Source organism: Actinomadura fibrosa, assembly GCF_900659615.1.
Lineage (GTDB): Bacteria > Actinomycetota > Actinomycetes > Streptosporangiales > Streptosporangiaceae > Spirillospora > Spirillospora fibrosa.
The window spans coordinates 1-15,096 of sequence record NZ_CAACUY010000213.1; the positions used below are offsets into that span (position 1 = coordinate 1).

Consider the following 15,096-nt stretch of genomic DNA (forward strand, 5'->3'; position numbering starts at 1 on the left):
TTCATCGCCCGCCGCGACTGGCCGACGGTCGTCCAACTGCCGACCTACGCACCCGAACTCAACGCCACCGAGGGCCTGTGGTCCCTACTGCGCCGCGGCGACGCTCGCCGCCCTGCGCGGCGAGGAGGACCGCGCGGAGGACCTCGCCGCCATGGCCGAGAAGGTGCTGCTGCCGATGGCCAACGCGTCCGGCCTCGCCCTCGTGCAGATCGCCCGCGGGACGGCGGCGCTCGGCGCCGGGCGCTACGCCGACGCCCTCGCCCACCTCGGCCGGATCTTCGACCCGCAGGACGCCGCGTACCACCCGCACGTCCGCTCCTGGGCCGTCGGCGACCTCGCGGAGGCCGCGGCCGGCGCCGGAACGCCCGGCGCGGCGTGCGCGGCCGTCGCGGAGCTGGAGGCGGACGCCGCCCTCACCCCGTCCCCGCTGCTGCACATCGGCCTGCGGTACGCGCGGGCCCTCCTCGCGGACGACGCCGACGCCGGCGGGCTCTTCCAGGCCGCCCTGGACGCCGATCTGGCGCGGTGGCCGATGGAGCGGGCCCGGCTGCTGCTCGCGCACGGCGCGTGGCTGCGGCGGCAGCGCCGCATCGCCGAGTCGCGGACGCCGCTGCGCGCCGCCCGCGAGGCGTTCGACGCGCTCGGCACCGGCCCGTGGGCCGAGCGGGCCCGCCGCGAGCTGCGCGCCTCGGGCGAGGCCAGCGCCCCGCGCACCCCCACGACGTGGGCGGACCTCACCCCGCAGGAGCTTCAGATCGCCCGGATGGCGGCCGAGGGGCTGTCCAACCGGGAGATCGCCCAGCAGCTCTACCTCTCCCACCGGACGGTCGGCGCGCACCTCTACCGGGTGTTCCCCAAGCTCGGCATCACGTCCCGCACGCAGCTCAGGGACGTGCTCGGCGGGCCCGCTCCCGAACGCGGCGGGCCCGCCGCGGCTCCCGAGCGCGGCGGGCCCGGCCCCGAGCGCGGCGAGCCCGCGGACGCGCGCGGTGGTTCCGCTGCCGAGCGCGGCGAGCCCGCTGCCGCCACAGGTTCCTGACGGCTACAGGTTCTTGACGAAGGCGAGCAGATCGGCCTCGAACGCCTTCCGGAAGTCGCCGGTCAGGCCGTGCGAGCCGCCCGGGTAGGTCTTCAGGGTCGCGTCCTTGACGATCTTCGCGGTCTTCAGCGCGGCGTTCCCGATCGGGACGATCTGGTCGTCCTCGCCGTGCGCGACCAGGGTCGGCACGTCGATGCGCTTCAGGTCCTCGGTGAAGTCGGTCTCGGAGAACTGCTTGACGCAGTCGTAGGCGGCCTTGAGCCCCACCTGCATGCTCCACAGCCAGAACGCGTCGACGGCGCCCTGCGAGCGGGCGGCGCCCTCCCGGTTGAAGCCGTAGAAGGACTCGGCGAGGTCCTTGTAGAACTGCGAGCGGTCCGCGGCCACGCCCGCGCGGATGCCGTCGAACACCTCGATCGGCAGCCCGTCCGGGTTCGCGTCGGTCTTCGCCATGATCGGCGGTACGGCGCCGAGCAGCACCGCGCCCGCGACCCGCCCGCTGCCGTGCCGGCCGATGTAGCGGGCGACCTCGCCGCCGCCGGTGGAGTGGCCCACCAGCACGGCGTCGCGCACGTCGAGGGTCTCCAGCAGCGTCGCCAGGTCGTCGGCGTAGGTGTCCATGTCGTTGCCGTTCCACGGCTGGTCGGAGCGGCCGTGGCCGCGCCGGTCGTGCGCGATCGCGCGGAAGCCGTTGTCGGCGAGCAGCGTGAGCTGCTCGTCCCAGGCGTCCGCGTTCAGCGGCCAGCCGTGGCTGAACACCACGGGGCGCCCACTGCCCCAGTCCTTGTAGAAGATCCTCGTGCCGTCGGCGGACGTGCTGAACCCCATGATCGTCTCCTTACGGGGAGGTTGACTGAGCTTGCGCCCAGCCTGACTCTTCGGGAGGGACTTGTGAATCAGTCACATGACTCTGCCGTCCCCGCCCGATGACTGCCCCGCCCGACTTAGAAGCCCTGATCCTTCGACTGCCCGTGTACTAGATTCACAGGCGAACGGGTGAGAGGAGAGCCGACGGTGCCGGAGAACCCGCACGGGGACGGGACGGTGACCGCGGCCGACATCGCCCGGCTCGCGGGCGTCGGCCGCGCCGCGGTGAGCAACTGGCGCCGCCGCCACCCCGACTTCCCGCGTCCCGTGGGCGGCACGGCCGCCAGCCCCGTCTTCTCGCTCGCCGAGATCACCGCGTGGCTCCGGGACCAGGACAAGCTGCGCGAGGTGCCGCTCGACGAGGAGGCGTGGCAGCGCGTGCGCGCCGCCGCCGGCGACGACTCCGCGAGCGCCGCCCTCGGCGAGATCGGGGCGTTCCTCCAGCGCCTCGCCGCCGGTACCGCCGCGCCGCCCGCCACCGCCGCCACCCCGTGGGACGCGGCCCTGCGCGCCGTCGCCGAGCTCGCCGCCGACCGGGGCGCCGAGGACGCCTTCGCCTTCCTCGCCGGCCGCCACCTGGAGGCGCACTCCCGCCGCACGGACACCACCCCGCCGCCCGTCGCCGCCCTGATGGCCGACCTGCTCGATCCGGGCGCCCGGTCCGTCCTCGATCCCGCCTGCGGGCCGGGGAACCTGCTCATGGAGGCCGTCCGGGAGGACGGGCCGCCCCGGCGCCTGCTCGGCCAGGAACGCGACCCCGGGCTGGCCGGGATCGCGCGGGCGCGGCTCGCGTTCCGCACGTCCGGCGCGGACGTCCGTTCCGGTGACGCGCTGCGGCACGACGCGTTCACCGGGGACGCCGTCGACGCCGTCCTGTGCGACCCGCCGTTCCACGACCGGCACTGGGGCTACGAGGAGCTGACCGCCGACCCGCGGTGGGAGTACGGCCTGCCGCCCCGGATGGAGCCGGAGCTGGCCTGGGTCCAGCACGCCCTCGCCCACCTGGCGCCCGGCGGGCTCGCCGCGGTGCTCATGCCGCCCGCCGCCGCGGGCCGCCGGTCGGGCCGCCGCATCCGCGCCCAGCTCCTGCGGCGCGGCGCGCTGCGAGCCGTCGCCGCGCTCTCCGACACCCACCACCTGTGGCTGCTGCGGCGGCCCGCCGGCGGCGCGCCCCCGTCCGGGATCCTGATGGTCGAGGGCGCCGGCGCGGCGGACGTCGTCCGGCTGTGGCGGGCCTTCGAGCAGGCGCCGGACCTCGACGAACCCGGCGCCGCCCGCGCGGTCCCGCTGATCGACCTGCTCGACGACGAGGTCGACCTCGCCCCGGGACGGCACGTCGCGGCCTCCGGCGGCGCCCACACCGCCGCCGCGTACATGCGGACCCGCGACCGCCTCGCCGCGCTGGTCGAGCGGCTGGACGGGCTGGTGCCGGCGGCCGAGCCCGACCCGCGTCCCCGCGAGCTGCCGGTGACCACCGTCGCGGAGCTCGCCCGCATCGGCGCGGTGACCGTCCGGTCAGGCCCGGCCGGGCGGGAGCCCGACCCCGTCCTGGACGGCCATCCGCTCCTCACCGCCGACGACGTCGCCGAGGGCCGCGCCCCGTCCGGGCGGGTGGCCGCCGCGGACGCCGGCGAACCCTGGATCCGGCTCCGCGCCGGGGACGTCGTCGTCACCGCGGCCGCCCGCCGCTTCGCCGCCCGCGTCGTGACCGAGGACGGCGCGCTCCTCGGCCCGCATCTCTGGCTGCTCCGCGCCGACCCGGACGTGCTCGACCCGCACTACCTCGCGGGCGTCCTGGGCAGCACCGCCAACTCGCGGTCCGCGGCGGGCGCCACCACCGGCGGCCGCGTCGACCCCCGCCGCGCCCGGGTGCCCCGCCCCCCGCTGGACGAGCAGCGGCGCCTCGGCGAGGTCTTCCGCCGGACGCGGGAGCTGGAGGCCGCGCTCCGCGACGGGACGGCGCTCGGCGAGGAGCTGGCGCGGCTGCTGGCCGACGGCGTGACACAGGGCGGCCTCCGCCCACCCGGGGAGGCCGCCGGAGACCCGCCGCCCCCCTGACGCCCGGCCGCTCCGGCCCGATCGGCCATCGTGGCGCGACCGGTCGTGCCTGCGCGGCCGGGCGTCTCTGCGCGGCCGGTCGTCTCTGCGCGTCCGGTCGTCCGGGCGCGGTCAGACGTCCCCGCTCGGCCGGTCGTCCCGGCGCGGTCAGACGTCGCGGCGCAGGACGATCAGCGCGACGTCGTCCTCGCGGTGGCCGAACTCGGCGATCACCCGGTCGCTGAACCGCTCCGGATCGCCGTCCGCCTCGCCGCCGACCTCGACGGCCACCGCGCGCAGCCGTTCCAGGTTGTCGGCCAGCGGGATGTCGCGGTCCTCGATGAGCCCGTCGGTCATCAGCACGACGGTGCCGCCCGGCGGCACCACGGCCTCCTCGATCGCCACCTTCTCCACGGGAAAGCCGAGCAGCACGCCGCCGCCCGAGCCGTACCGGGCCGTGCCGCCGGACAGGTAGAGCGGCGCCAGGTGCCCGGCACTGGCGACCTGGAGGGCGCCGGTGACCGGGTCCAGCGTCATCAGGCACATCGTGGCCGTCTGGTCGTCGTGGTAGCGCTGCATCACGCCGTTCAGCAGCCGGAGGATCGTGACGGCGTCGTGGCCCTCGTCGGCGAAGGCGCGCAGCGCGTGCCGGATCTCCGCCATCACCGTCGCCGCGTGCAGCGAGTGGCCCTGGACGTCGCCGATGGCCACGAGGACGTGGTCGCCGCGGTCGAGCACCTCGTAGAAGTCGCCGCCGACCTCGGCCTGGTCGCTGGCCGGCTCGTAGCGGACCGCGAACGTCCAGCCCGGGACCGACGGATGGGTCGCGGGGAGCAGGCTGCGCTGGAGCGTCAGCGAGATCAGGTGCTCCTCGGTGTAGGACCGCAGCGCCTCCATCGCGAGGGCGAGGGTCTGGCCGAGCTGGCGCAGCAGGTTGGTCTCGTCCTCGTGCGTCGCCCCGCGCGCCTCGATCGCGACGCCGATCGGCGGGCGGCCCCGCTTGATCCGCGACGTCATCAGGACGACGTCGCCCTCCGCGGCGGTGTCGGGCAGCAGGTCCCGCCAGTCGGCCGCGGGCACGGCGGCGATCGCGGTGCCGGTGCCGTCCCGCAGCCCGGTCAGCGCGGTCAGCCGGTCGAACAGGTCCGGCGGGCAGTCGCGGTGCCAGGCGCCGTGGCCGAGGTCGACGGTCCGCCTGGTGCGGCCGTCCGGCGGCGAGATGAACACCGCGGCGGGCACCTGGAAGACGTCGAGGGCGCCGGCGGCGGCGACCGCGGCGAGCTCGTCGAAGGTCTCGGCCGCGTTGATGGCCAGGGACGTGTTCGTGAACGCGGCCAGCCGCGCGGCGATCCGCTCGGCGCGCCGCCGCGCCTGGTAGTAGCGCAGCACCGCCTCGACCGTGGCGATGAACTCGCCCGGGTCGATCGGGTCGGTCATGTACGCGTCGGCGCCGCGGCGGAGCCCGCGGGTGCGGTCGGCGACGTCCACCGCCGACGCGGAGATGTGGATGACGGGCAGCGACTCGGTCGCCGGCGCGGCCTTGATCTGCTCGCAGACCTCGGTCCCGCTCATGTCGGGCAGCTTGACGTCCAGGACCACCAGGTCGACGTCGTGGTCGGCGAGCCGCTCCCAGGTCTCCGCGCCGGACGCGGCCTCCACGACCGTGTGCCCGGCCCGGCGCAGCCAGCTCCCGATGATGTACCGCTTGGTGTCGTTGTCGTCGACCACCAGCGTCGTGCAGGCCTCCGTGCCCGTCATCGCACCTCCCGGGCCCTGCGGGCCACGGCTCTCCCGACGGCGTCGGCCAGCGTCTCCGGGCCGAGCCGGTCCTTGCCCAGCAGCGCGTCGGCGCGCTCCAGTTCCGCCTCCGCCGACACGTCCGCCGAGGTGACGAGGACCACCGGCACCGCGGGCGGCAGGCCCGCCAGCACCTCGCGGCCGTCGCCGCCGGGCATCCGCAGGTCGAGCAGGACGAGGTCGGGCGGGTCCGACGCGGCACCCGCCAGCGCGGACCGGCCGTCGGCGGCCTCGCTGATCCGCTCGGCGGCGCCGCCGACCAGCGCGCGCAGGCTCCGGCGGGCGGTCTCATCGTCGTCCACGATGAGCACGTGGCCCAGTTCCCCTCCGGTCATGCTCTGGTAGGGCGGCAGCCGCAGCGTCACCGTGGTGCCCTCGCCGAGGACGCTGTCCAGCAGGAGGTCCCCGCCGAGCGCGCGGGCGAGCCGCCGGGCGTAGGGCAGGCCGAGCCCCGTGCCGCCCGTCCGCGTGCCCGGGACCTGGTAGAACTCCTCGAAGACCCGCTCCCGGTCGGCGGGCGGGATCCCGACACCGGTGTCCGACACGACGAACTCCATGTACTGCGGCGTCGACCGGACGGTCAGCCGCACCTCCCCCTCGGTGGTGAACTTCACAGCGTTCCCCAGCAGGTTCCGCAGGATGCGGCTCAGCATCACCCCGTCGCCGACCAGCCGGGGCGGGGCGTCGGCGGAGTCCACGTGGAGGGTCAGGCCCGCCTGCTCGGCCATCGGGCGGAGCAGCGCCGCGAGCTCCCTCAGCAGCGCCGGGACGTCCACGGGGGCGAGCCGGGGCTCCAGCCTCCCCTGCTCCGCCTTGGCCATGTCCAGCAGCTCGTTGACGAGGGACAGCAGCGTGTCGCCGGTGTCGCCGATCAGGGAGATCTGGTGGCGCTGCTCGCCGGTCAGGGGGTCGGCGGCGGGATCGAGCAGCAGCCGGGTCAGGCCGATGATCCCGTTCACCGGGGTGCGCAGCTCGTGGCTGATGTTCGCCCAGAACCGGTTCTTCGCCTCGCCCGCCTCGCGGAGCTGGTCGGACTTCTCCTCCAGCTCGGCGTACAGCGCGACCACGCCCCGGTTGGTCTCCTCCAGCTCCTGCGACAGCTCGTTGTAGAGCGCCATCACGCCGCGGTTGGTCTCCTCCAGCTCGGCGTTGAGGGCGCGCAGCCCCTCCCGCTGCCGCCGGACGTCCTCCAGCGCCTCGATCAGCTCGGAGTTCCTGGCGTGCAGCTCCTCCAGCGCCGGGAGGGGCCGGAGGCGCGCGAGCCGGGCGCGCAGGTCCGCCAGCTCCCGGGCGTCCACCGGCGGGGCGTTCGGCGGCAGGTGCTTGCGCAGCCGGACCGTGAAGGCGTCGCCGTCGCCCTCCTCCTCGGCTTTGTCCATCAGGCGCGTCGCCGCCTCGAAGCCCTCCAGCGCGCGGGTGGCGCCGTCCCGCGGCCCGAAGGACAGCTCCACGACCAGCGCCGGGCGCCCCTCGCGGTCCACGCGGAACACGGCGGCCACCGAACCCGCGTAGGAGTACAGCTCCCGGCCGATCTCGCTGAGCGCCGTGCCGACGCGGACCTGGTCCTGCTGGTCGAGGCCGACGGCCGCCGCGACCCGCCGTCCCGCCTGGCGGACGGTGAAGACGCCCGCCTCGTCCGCGATGTCGACGCGCAGCAGCTCATCGGACGGGTGCTCGGGAGAGCCGCCGGAGGAGCCGCCGGACGGGCGGCCGGGCGCGCGGTCGTCGGGCATGCGGTCAGCTCCCTCCGGACGTCGTCACCGCGAGCACGGACCGGTCGTCATGCCGGATCCCGGCGTCGCGCAGAAGGACCGACGCGATGAGCAGCGGCGGCCGCTGGAACAGGCCCGGCCGCTCGGCGGCGTCCCACCGGTCGGTGAGGCCGTCGGAGTGCAGCACCACGACCCCGCCCGGGGGCAGGGGGTAGACGTCCTCCCGGAACCGCTTGGCGTGCGTCCCGGCGATCCCCGGAACCGAGATCATGCCCTGCCGGCGCCCGCCGCCGACGATCCAGCCCGCGATGTTGCCGAGCCCCGCGAACCGCACCGTCCCCGCCGCCGGGTCCACGGCCGCGACGGCGACCGCCCCGCCCCGCGTCGGCCCGAGCCGCCGGTGGACGCGCTCCAGCAGCTCCGCGGGCCGGGCCGGCAGCACCGCGTCGCGCACGGCCCGGACCGCCTCCTGCGCCGCCCGCGCCGCGAGCGGGCCGTGCCCGAGGCCGTCGCAGAGCATCGCGTAGACCGTCCCGTCGGCCACGTGGGCGGCGTAGGCGTCACCGCACTCGTCCTCGCCGTCGATCGGCCGGGTCAGCCCGGCGAACGGCGGCCCGTCCGCGGCGGACGCGTCGTCCGCCCGAACGAACCGCGCGAACAGGACGGTCCCCGCACCAGGGAGCGAGTGCAGGCCGCTGCGGTCGGCGAGCCGCTCGATCGAGCCGAGCCCGATCCCGAGCGTCCCGCTGGTCGAGAAGCCGTTCAGCCGCGACCCGGCGACGTCGGCGATGCCGGGGCCGCGGTCCACGCAGACGAACTCCAGCGCCGCGGCCTCGCCCTCCCGGACGATCCGCACCAGCATCTCTCCCTGCCGGGCGTGCTTGGCGAGGTTCGTGGCAGCCTCGGTCGCCGCGAGCCGCACCTGCCCGAGCCGCTCCCCGGCGAACCCCAGCCGCTCGGCGAGCGCGGTGACGCGGCGCCGGACGCCGGCGGCCGCGCTCTCCTCCTCCACCCGGATCCACAGCGCGTCGCCGACGGGCGGGCTGCTCGTCCAGCCGGGCCCCGTCAGCGGGTCCATTTCGTCACCGTCACCGTGGTCCCCTTCCCGACCTGGGTCTCCAAGGTGAACTCGTCCGACAGCCGGCGGGCCCCGGACAGCCCGAGGCCGAGGCCGCTGCCGCTCGTCCAGCCCTCGGTGAGCGCCTGGTCGACGTCGGGTATGCCCGGTCCCTCGTCGGTGAAGACGATGCGGACGCCCGCGCGCCCGCGCTCGCTCACGGCCCGCTCCACCCGCACGGATCCGCCGCCGCCGTAGATGAACGTGTTGCGCGCCAGCTCGCTGGCCGCCGTGACGATCTTGGTCTGGTCGACCAGGGACAGGCCCGCCGCCGCCGCGGCGGCCCGTACCACCTGCCGGACCCGGACGACGTCGTCGTTCGAGGCGATGGCCATCTCGTCGCCGGGCGGAGTCGTCACCGGGGACCCGCCGCGCCGGAACGCCCGCCGGCACCCCCGCCCGAGCCGTTCGCGCGCGCGGGCGCGCCGCCCGCGCCGGGCACGCCCGCGCCGAGCAGCCGCATGCCCATCTCCAGGTTCAGCGCCGTGCGGACGCCGCCGAGCGAGAGCCCGAGCTCGACCAGCGTGATCGCCACCGCCGGGCGCATCCCGACGACGACGGTCTCGGCGTCCATCAGCCGCGACATCGAGGCGATGGTCGCGAACATGCGGCCGATGAAGGAGTCGACGATGTCGACCGCGGTGATGTCGATGATCACGCCGCGGGCGCCGGTCCGGACGATCCGGTCGGCCAGGTCCTCCTGGAGCGCCAGCACCGTCTGGTCCTGGAGGTCGATCTGGATCGACACGAGCAGGACCTCGCCGATCTTCAGGATCGGGACGCGCTCCATCAGCCCTCCGCCCCGCCGACGATGCGGACCCCGCTGCGCTCCAGCGCGTACGTCAGCGCGTCCGCGAGCGTGGCCTTCGTGGCGATGTCGCCGAACTCGATGCCGAGCGTCACGATCGTCTGGGCGATCTGCGGCCGGATGCCGGAGATCACGCAGTCGGTGCCCATCAGCCGGGCCGCCATGACCGTCTTCAGCAGGTGCTGGGCGACCTCGGTGTCCACGGCGGGCACCCCGGTGATGTCGATCACCGCGAACTGCGAGCCCGTCTCGACGAGCGTCTGGAGCAGCGTCTCCATCACCACCTGGGTCCGGGCGGAGTCCAGGGTGCCGACCAGCGGCACGGCGAGGATGCCCTCCCACAGCTTCACCACGGGCGTCGACAGCTCCATGAGCTGCTCGGCCTGGTCGGCGATGACCTGCTCGCGCGCCGCCGCGTACGCCTCGAACGTCGTCAGGCCGAGATCGTCCACGAACGAGGAGAACGCGATGAACCCCCCGTAGGCGTCCGTGTCGCCGGACGCCTCGACCTGCTCGTGGACGGCCTGCTTCAGCGCGAACACGCTGATCGCCGTCTCGGTGGGGCTGAAGCCCTGCCGGGCCCGGCTGCGGGAGATCTCGCCGAGCGCCGCCCGCAGCTCCCCGCCGGCCGTGCCGCCGGGCTCGGCGAGGGCCCGCTCGACCAGGCCGTACAGCTCCGCCAGCTCGGTCCGCAGCTCGCCCGCGGTGATCCGGCCGCGCACACCCTGCGCGACGAGCTCCACCCACCGGTCGAGCACCGTGTCGCGCCGGGAACGCACCAGATCCGCGATGTGCGCCCGCCGATGCTCGTCGCTCATGCCGTGTGCTCCCATCCATATCCCGTCATGTAGGGAAGTTAGTCGCTCGGCAGGCTATCGCCGGGCACCGCTTTCGTTGTCATGCGGCAAAGAAATTGACGCGGGGTCAGCGCCCGGTGACCGTACGTCCCTTCCAGGCGCCGCCGCGGCCCGCGCGGTGCCGCCGGGCGGAGTCGACCGTCATGCCCGTGTAGAGGAGCGCGACCAGCGGCAGGAGCGGGGCTCGCAGCGGCGACAGCCGGTACAGGCGCAGCGTGGGGGCGTATGTGGCCGCCATGATCGTCCAAGCCGTGCCGCCCGCGGCCGCGGCCGTCGCGGCGCGCGCGCCGCCGCTCAGCATGAGTTCCGTCACTCCCACCACCGCCGCCACAGGAGGTACCACGTACACCAGCAGCAGTCCGAGCACTGTACCGGCTAGCAGTACCGGTGAGTAACGGAGTTGGTGGTAGGCGCTCCGCGCGACCATCGCCCAGAGATCGGCCAGCCGCGGATAGGGGCGCACGCTCGCCACCTCGCGGCCGAGGTCCAGCCGGCACCGCCCGCCGCCGCGCTTGACCAGCCGCCCGAGCGCCACGTCGTCGATCAGCGCGCCGCGGATCGCGGCGAGCCCCCCGGCCCGCGCCAGCGCCGACCGCCGGACCAGCATGCACCCGCCCGCCGCGGCGGCCGTGCGCGCCCCGTCCTCGCCGACGCGCCGGAACGGGTAGAGCTGCGCGAAGAAGTAGACGAACGCCGGGACGAGCGCCCGCTCCCACCGGGTGCGCGTGCTCAGCATGGCCATCCGGGAGACGAGGTCCAGCCCGTCCTCGCCGGTGGTGGCGGCGGCGGGGGCGGTGGCGTTCGCGGCGGGGGTGGCGGCGCGGACGAGCCGCGTCACCGTGCCCGGTCGGTAGGCGATGTCGGCGTCGGTGAACAGCAGGAACTCGACCTCGCCCGCCGCCCGCACCCCTTCCGCCATCGCCCGGACCTTCCCCGCCCACCCGTCCTCCCGGCCCGTCACCCGGACGGCCCGAAATGTCGCCCGGCCCGCCTCGCCCGCGTCCGCTTCCGCCTCCGCGGCGAGCCGCCCGGCCACTTCGGAGGTGCCATCGGTGCTGTCGTCGTCGACGAGGATCACCTCGAAGCGGCCCGGGTACTCCTGGGCGAGGAGGGTGGGCAGCGTCTCCGGGAGGATCGCCGCCTCGTCGCGGGCGGGTACGACGGCCGCGACGTCCGGCCACGCGCGCGGGTCCGCGCCCCGGCGGAGCCGGTCGGCCGTGCGCCAGAACCCGCCGTGGCCGACGGCCAGGTACGCCCACACCGCGAGCGCGATCAGTGCGAGAGCGCTCACGACGACCACGTCCGGCAGCTTCGCAGCCCGCCCGCGCCGGGTCCAGGATCGCGGCCAGGCGCGCTACGGCCGCCGGTAGATCGAGATGGAGTGGCCGACCTCGTCGACCGGTTCGAGGCCCTTCACCAGGGCCAGCACCCGCGGGTCGGCCTTGGCGACCCAGCTGTCGGACACCACCAGCAGGCCGTGGACCCGGTCGGCCGGGGCAGCCAGTGCGTCCTGCGCCCGGATGCCGTAGTAGGACGGGACGCCGCTGCCCTTGTAGGCGAGCCAGGCCGGCTCGCCCGGATACTCGGCCCGGAGGTGGTGGGCGAGCCGTTCGAGATCCTGCCCCCAGTCCACGTTGGAGTCGTGGAGCCGCAGATGCGTCTTGGACGGGCCGCCGAACGCCTCGTTCGAGTAGGGCAGGTAATAGGGAAAGGCCCGCAGCGAGCTGACCGCGACGGCCGCCACGAGCACCGCCGCCGCGCCGGGAGCCCACCGCCACCGGAAGGCCGTCGCCCCCGCCGCGGCCACCGCCAGGAACATCGGAACGAACAAGGCGTACCGGACGCCGAGGTCGCGGGACCCGGTCATCGCCGCCGCGAGCAGCACGGCAGGGGGGACGAGCACGTACGGCGCGGCGGGCCGCAGCCGAGGCACGGCCGCCATCGCCGCGGCGCCCGCCGCCCACAGCGCGAGCATCCCGAGCGGCGTCTTCACCAGCAGCGCGGCGGGCAGGTAGTACCAGAGCGAGCCGCGGTAGTGCCGCCCGAACAGGAAGCCGTCCCACGTCTCGCGCTCGAACATGAACTGGAGCCGCATCCCGTCGTGGAAGGGCCGCGGGAACGGCGCCAGCCCGACCAGGAGGCCGCGCAGCCCGCCGGTGGACGGCACGCCGCCCGGAGTCGTCCAGCGCAGCCGCGGATCGACGGCGAGGTAGGTGAGCCACACCGTCAGCACGGCCACGGCCACGGTGCCGGCCACGAACCGGAGCGTCCTGCGCGGCGGCTCGTGCGCCCGGCACGACAGCGCCACGAGCACCGCCACCACGGGGACGGCCGCGAGCGCGCTCATCTTCGTGGCCACGGCCGCGCCGAGGGCCGCCCCGGCGAGCGGGATCCACGGCAGCGGGGCCCGGCGCGCCCGCCACGCCAGCCACGCCGAGGTCAGCGCGAACCCGGCCGCCGGCACGTCCAGCGTGGCGAGGGACCCGTGCGCGATGACGTCCGGCGAGAACGCGTACAGGCCGAGCGCCACGAGGCCGCCCGGCGTGCCGGTCAGGTCCCGGGCGAACGCGAACACGACCAGCCCGAACAGCAGCGTCAGCACGATCACCGGGATCCGCGCCGCGAGCAGCAGCCGCTGCGCGTCGTTGCCCGACTCGTACAGGACGTGCCGCCCGAGATCGTCCTGGACGCCGGTGAACCCGGGATCGAGCCTCGGGCGCGCGAGCGCCGCCCCCGCGCCGATGACCAGCTTGCCCAGCGGCGGATGCTCGGGGTTGTACCGCAGGCTGTGCTCGCGCAGGTAGACCAGCGCCGCGCCCACGTAGATCGGCTCGTCGATCGTGGGGCTCTGCTCCCTGGCCGCCGTGAGCATCGCCAGCGCCATCTGCGCGAGCAGCGCGAGCACGAGGACCGCGGGCGCCCACCGCCGCGCCCGGGACGGTCCGGACGCGGCGGACGGCGAGATCATCGCCCCATCGTCGCACCGCACCGCCCGCTCCGCGCCCCGGTTCGCCCGACCGCCCGCCGGCACCGCCCGCGTCCGATGGCGGCGGTTCAGGCCGCGGGATCAGGCCGCGGGCTCGATGGAGAGGCGGCGGCCCAGCGAGGCGATCAGCTCCCGGTTCAGGCGGTAGGCGGTCTTCACCTCGGCGATGATCCGCGCGCGTTCGGCCTCGTCCCAGGGCGCGGCGTCCAGGAGTGCGCGGTAGCGGTCCTTCAGTGCCTTCGGCCGGCCCTCGAACTGGTAGAAGCGGAGCCCGTCGCCGTCGACGAGGTCGTAGGCGCCCTTCAGCCGCCTGCCGATGTACTGGCCTCCCGACAGGTCGCCCAGGTAGCGGGTGTAGTGGTGGGCGACGAAGCCTCCGGGCCAGTCGAAGCACACCTCGCGCAGGCGGTCGCAGTAGCGGCGGGTCGCCTCGTCCTCGCGGAGGTCGCCGCTCCAGCCGGGCCCATAGAAGAACGCCAGGTCCGCGCGCAGGCCGTCCATGCGGCGGAATCCGGGGAGGTCGAAGGCGCTCGCCGTCGCGTCGGCGCGCAGATGGTCGGCCGCCTCCTCCAGCACGTCGTAGACGAAGTACATCTGCTCGACCAGGAGCGCGTACTGGTCGCGGCTCAGCCGCCCTTCCACGAGGGCCGTCATGTACGCCGAACTCTCGGCGTCGCCGTGATCGGTCCGCGTGGCGGACCTGAGGCGCGCCGAGAATCGCTCCCGCGCCGGTTCCGGATGCTCTTCGACCACTGTGCGTCCCTCCTGGGGGTCGGGGATTCGTTTCAGGCGCCGCGGGCGGGGAGGCCCAGCGCCGCGCGGGCCTCGTCGTACATGCGCACCACTTCGGCGCGGACCTCGGCGCGCTCGGTCAGCCGCCGGCTCCAAGGGATGCGGACGGCGACCGGCCGCCCGTCCACCTCGGCGGTGAAGTCGGCGCCGTCGGCGTCCATCCCGGTCATGGCCGCGGTCGCGGCGTCCGGCCGCCCGCCCAGCGCGCGGACGATGAACACCGTGTCCTCGGCGTGGTCCTCGTTCATGTGCCGGGTGATCGCGGCGACGACTCCGGCGGTGAAAGGCGGCTGCTCCATGGCTCTCCTCACGTCCCTGTAGTGGCGATATGTCCCGGGAGTGCTACCTCGTACCCTGCCGGAGGGAGCAGCAGCGCCGGCAGCGGGACGTCCAGCGCGCGGCTGAAGGCCAGCAGCTCGTCGGCGTCGAAGCGGCGGGGCGGCGCGAGGACCTCCGCCCGCTCGACGTCGGCGCCGCTCCACGCCGTCCCGGTGAGCGGCGTCAGGGCCTCGGCCAGCGCCGCCCTCGACAGGTCGCGGACGCGCCGCCACTGGCCGATGTTGACGGCGACGATCTCGTTCATCGTCGCGGCGCGCGGCGGACCGGCCGGCGTCCCCGCCGCCCTGCCGCGGGGACGGCGCAGCTCGACGGCCACGGCGAGGGGCACCGCGAGCAGGATCAGGGCGGGCAGCGCCCACGGGTAGGACGAGGTGCGCGCGGTGAACCGCGCGGGCCGGTCCACCCCGGTCAGCTCGCCCACGACCGTGTACCGGCCGAACGCCGGTCCCGGCAGCCGCGCGCGGACGCTGTAGGTGCGCCGCTGCCCGGGCGCGAGCGTCCCGATCTCCGGGGCGTCCAGCACGCCGGTCGGCTCGGCGCCGCGCCCGGCGGCGAGGGTGAGCGGCGGATCGGTCACGGGCGCCGCGCCCGTGTTGCGGAGCGTGAACGTCACCGTCCGCTCCGCCGGCCCGCCGAACCACGCGGCGACCGGGCCCCCGCCCGTCACGCGGACGCCGGAGACGGCCAGGTCGCGGGCGGGCGCGGCGGACACGGCCCGCCGCTGCGCCGCCGACAGGGTCGGGAC

Annotated in this window: 13 protein-coding genes and 1 pseudogene; 2 read left to right on the forward strand and 12 right to left on the reverse strand. The window is 75.5% G+C overall.

The annotated features are described in order from the left end of the window. The first annotated feature begins 151 nt into the window (after positions 1-151). The gene (locus tag E1300_RS51895; protein WP_207400203.1) at positions 152-1,039 is read left to right on the forward strand and encodes a helix-turn-helix transcriptional regulator; all 888 of its coding nucleotides are present in this window, start codon (positions 152-154) and stop codon (positions 1,037-1,039) included. Positions 1,040-1,042: 3 nt separating this feature from the next. Here the strand turns inward: E1300_RS51895 and E1300_RS38930 are convergent, their stop codons facing one another. Next, positions 1,043-1,867, reverse strand: coding sequence for an alpha/beta fold hydrolase (locus tag E1300_RS38930; RefSeq protein ID WP_131762141.1), 825 nt, complete (start codon positions 1,865-1,867; stop codon positions 1,043-1,045). 186 nt (positions 1,868-2,053) lie between these two features. Here E1300_RS38930 and E1300_RS38935 point away from each other — a divergent pair, with 186 nt between their 5' ends. Then, the gene (locus E1300_RS38935; RefSeq protein ID WP_207400204.1) at positions 2,054-3,964 is read left to right on the forward strand and encodes an N-6 DNA methylase; all 1,911 of its coding nucleotides are present in this window, start codon (positions 2,054-2,056) and stop codon (positions 3,962-3,964) included. A 147-nt stretch (positions 3,965-4,111) separates the two neighbouring features. Here the strand turns inward: E1300_RS38935 and E1300_RS38940 are convergent, their stop codons facing one another. The 11 genes and pseudogenes from E1300_RS38940 to E1300_RS50650 all read right to left on the reverse strand — a co-directional run. Continuing rightward, a complete protein-coding gene (locus tag E1300_RS38940) occupies positions 4,112-5,701 on the reverse strand; it encodes a fused response regulator/phosphatase (RefSeq protein ID WP_131762142.1) in 1,590 nt (529 codons plus the stop codon). Further along, the gene (locus tag E1300_RS38945) at positions 5,698-7,473 is read right to left on the reverse strand and encodes an ATP-binding protein (RefSeq protein ID WP_131762143.1); all 1,776 of its coding nucleotides are present in this window, start codon (positions 7,471-7,473) and stop codon (positions 5,698-5,700) included. Before E1300_RS38945 ends, E1300_RS38940 begins: the two co-directional genes overlap by 4 nt. Before the next feature lie 4 nt (positions 7,474-7,477). Beyond that, positions 7,478-8,530, reverse strand: a complete 1,053-nt coding sequence (locus tag E1300_RS38950; RefSeq protein WP_131762144.1) for an ATP-binding SpoIIE family protein phosphatase — start codon at positions 8,528-8,530, stop codon at positions 7,478-7,480. Then, the gene (locus E1300_RS38955) at positions 8,518-8,904 is read right to left on the reverse strand and encodes an ATP-binding protein (RefSeq protein WP_131762153.1); all 387 of its coding nucleotides are present in this window, start codon (positions 8,902-8,904) and stop codon (positions 8,518-8,520) included. The genes E1300_RS38950 and E1300_RS38955 overlap by 13 nt, the downstream gene beginning before the upstream one ends. A 20-nt stretch (positions 8,905-8,924) precedes the next feature. Then, positions 8,925-9,359, reverse strand: a complete 435-nt coding sequence (locus E1300_RS38960) for an STAS domain-containing protein (RefSeq protein ID WP_131762145.1) — start codon at positions 9,357-9,359, stop codon at positions 8,925-8,927. Then, positions 9,359-10,195, reverse strand: a complete 837-nt coding sequence (locus E1300_RS38965; RefSeq protein ID WP_131762146.1) for an STAS domain-containing protein — start codon at positions 10,193-10,195, stop codon at positions 9,359-9,361. The genes E1300_RS38960 and E1300_RS38965 overlap by 1 nt, the downstream gene beginning before the upstream one ends. A 106-nt stretch (positions 10,196-10,301) precedes the next feature. Next, positions 10,302-11,525 (reverse strand): glycosyltransferase, encoded by a 1,224-nt coding sequence (locus E1300_RS38970; RefSeq protein WP_131762147.1) that lies wholly within the window; start codon positions 11,523-11,525, stop codon positions 10,302-10,304. A 63-nt stretch (positions 11,526-11,588) separates the two neighbouring features. Then, on the reverse strand, positions 11,589-13,202 hold the full coding sequence (locus tag E1300_RS38975; RefSeq protein ID WP_131762148.1) for an ArnT family glycosyltransferase: 1,614 nt from the start codon (positions 13,200-13,202) through the stop codon (positions 11,589-11,591). Between the two features lie 99 nt (positions 13,203-13,301). Beyond that, entirely contained in the window at positions 13,302-13,973 is a 672-nt protein-coding gene (locus tag E1300_RS38980; protein WP_131762149.1) for a biliverdin-producing heme oxygenase, read from the reverse strand. A gap of 32 nt (positions 13,974-14,005) precedes the next feature. Then, positions 14,006-14,311 carry a DUF2470 domain-containing protein gene (locus E1300_RS38985; protein WP_131762150.1) on the reverse strand — a complete coding sequence of 102 codons (306 nt, stop codon included), beginning with the start codon at positions 14,309-14,311 and terminating at the stop codon, positions 14,006-14,008. A gap of 8 nt (positions 14,312-14,319) precedes the next feature. Next, positions 14,320-15,096 (reverse strand): annotated as a pseudogene (locus E1300_RS50650) (hypothetical protein); the annotation flags it as partial.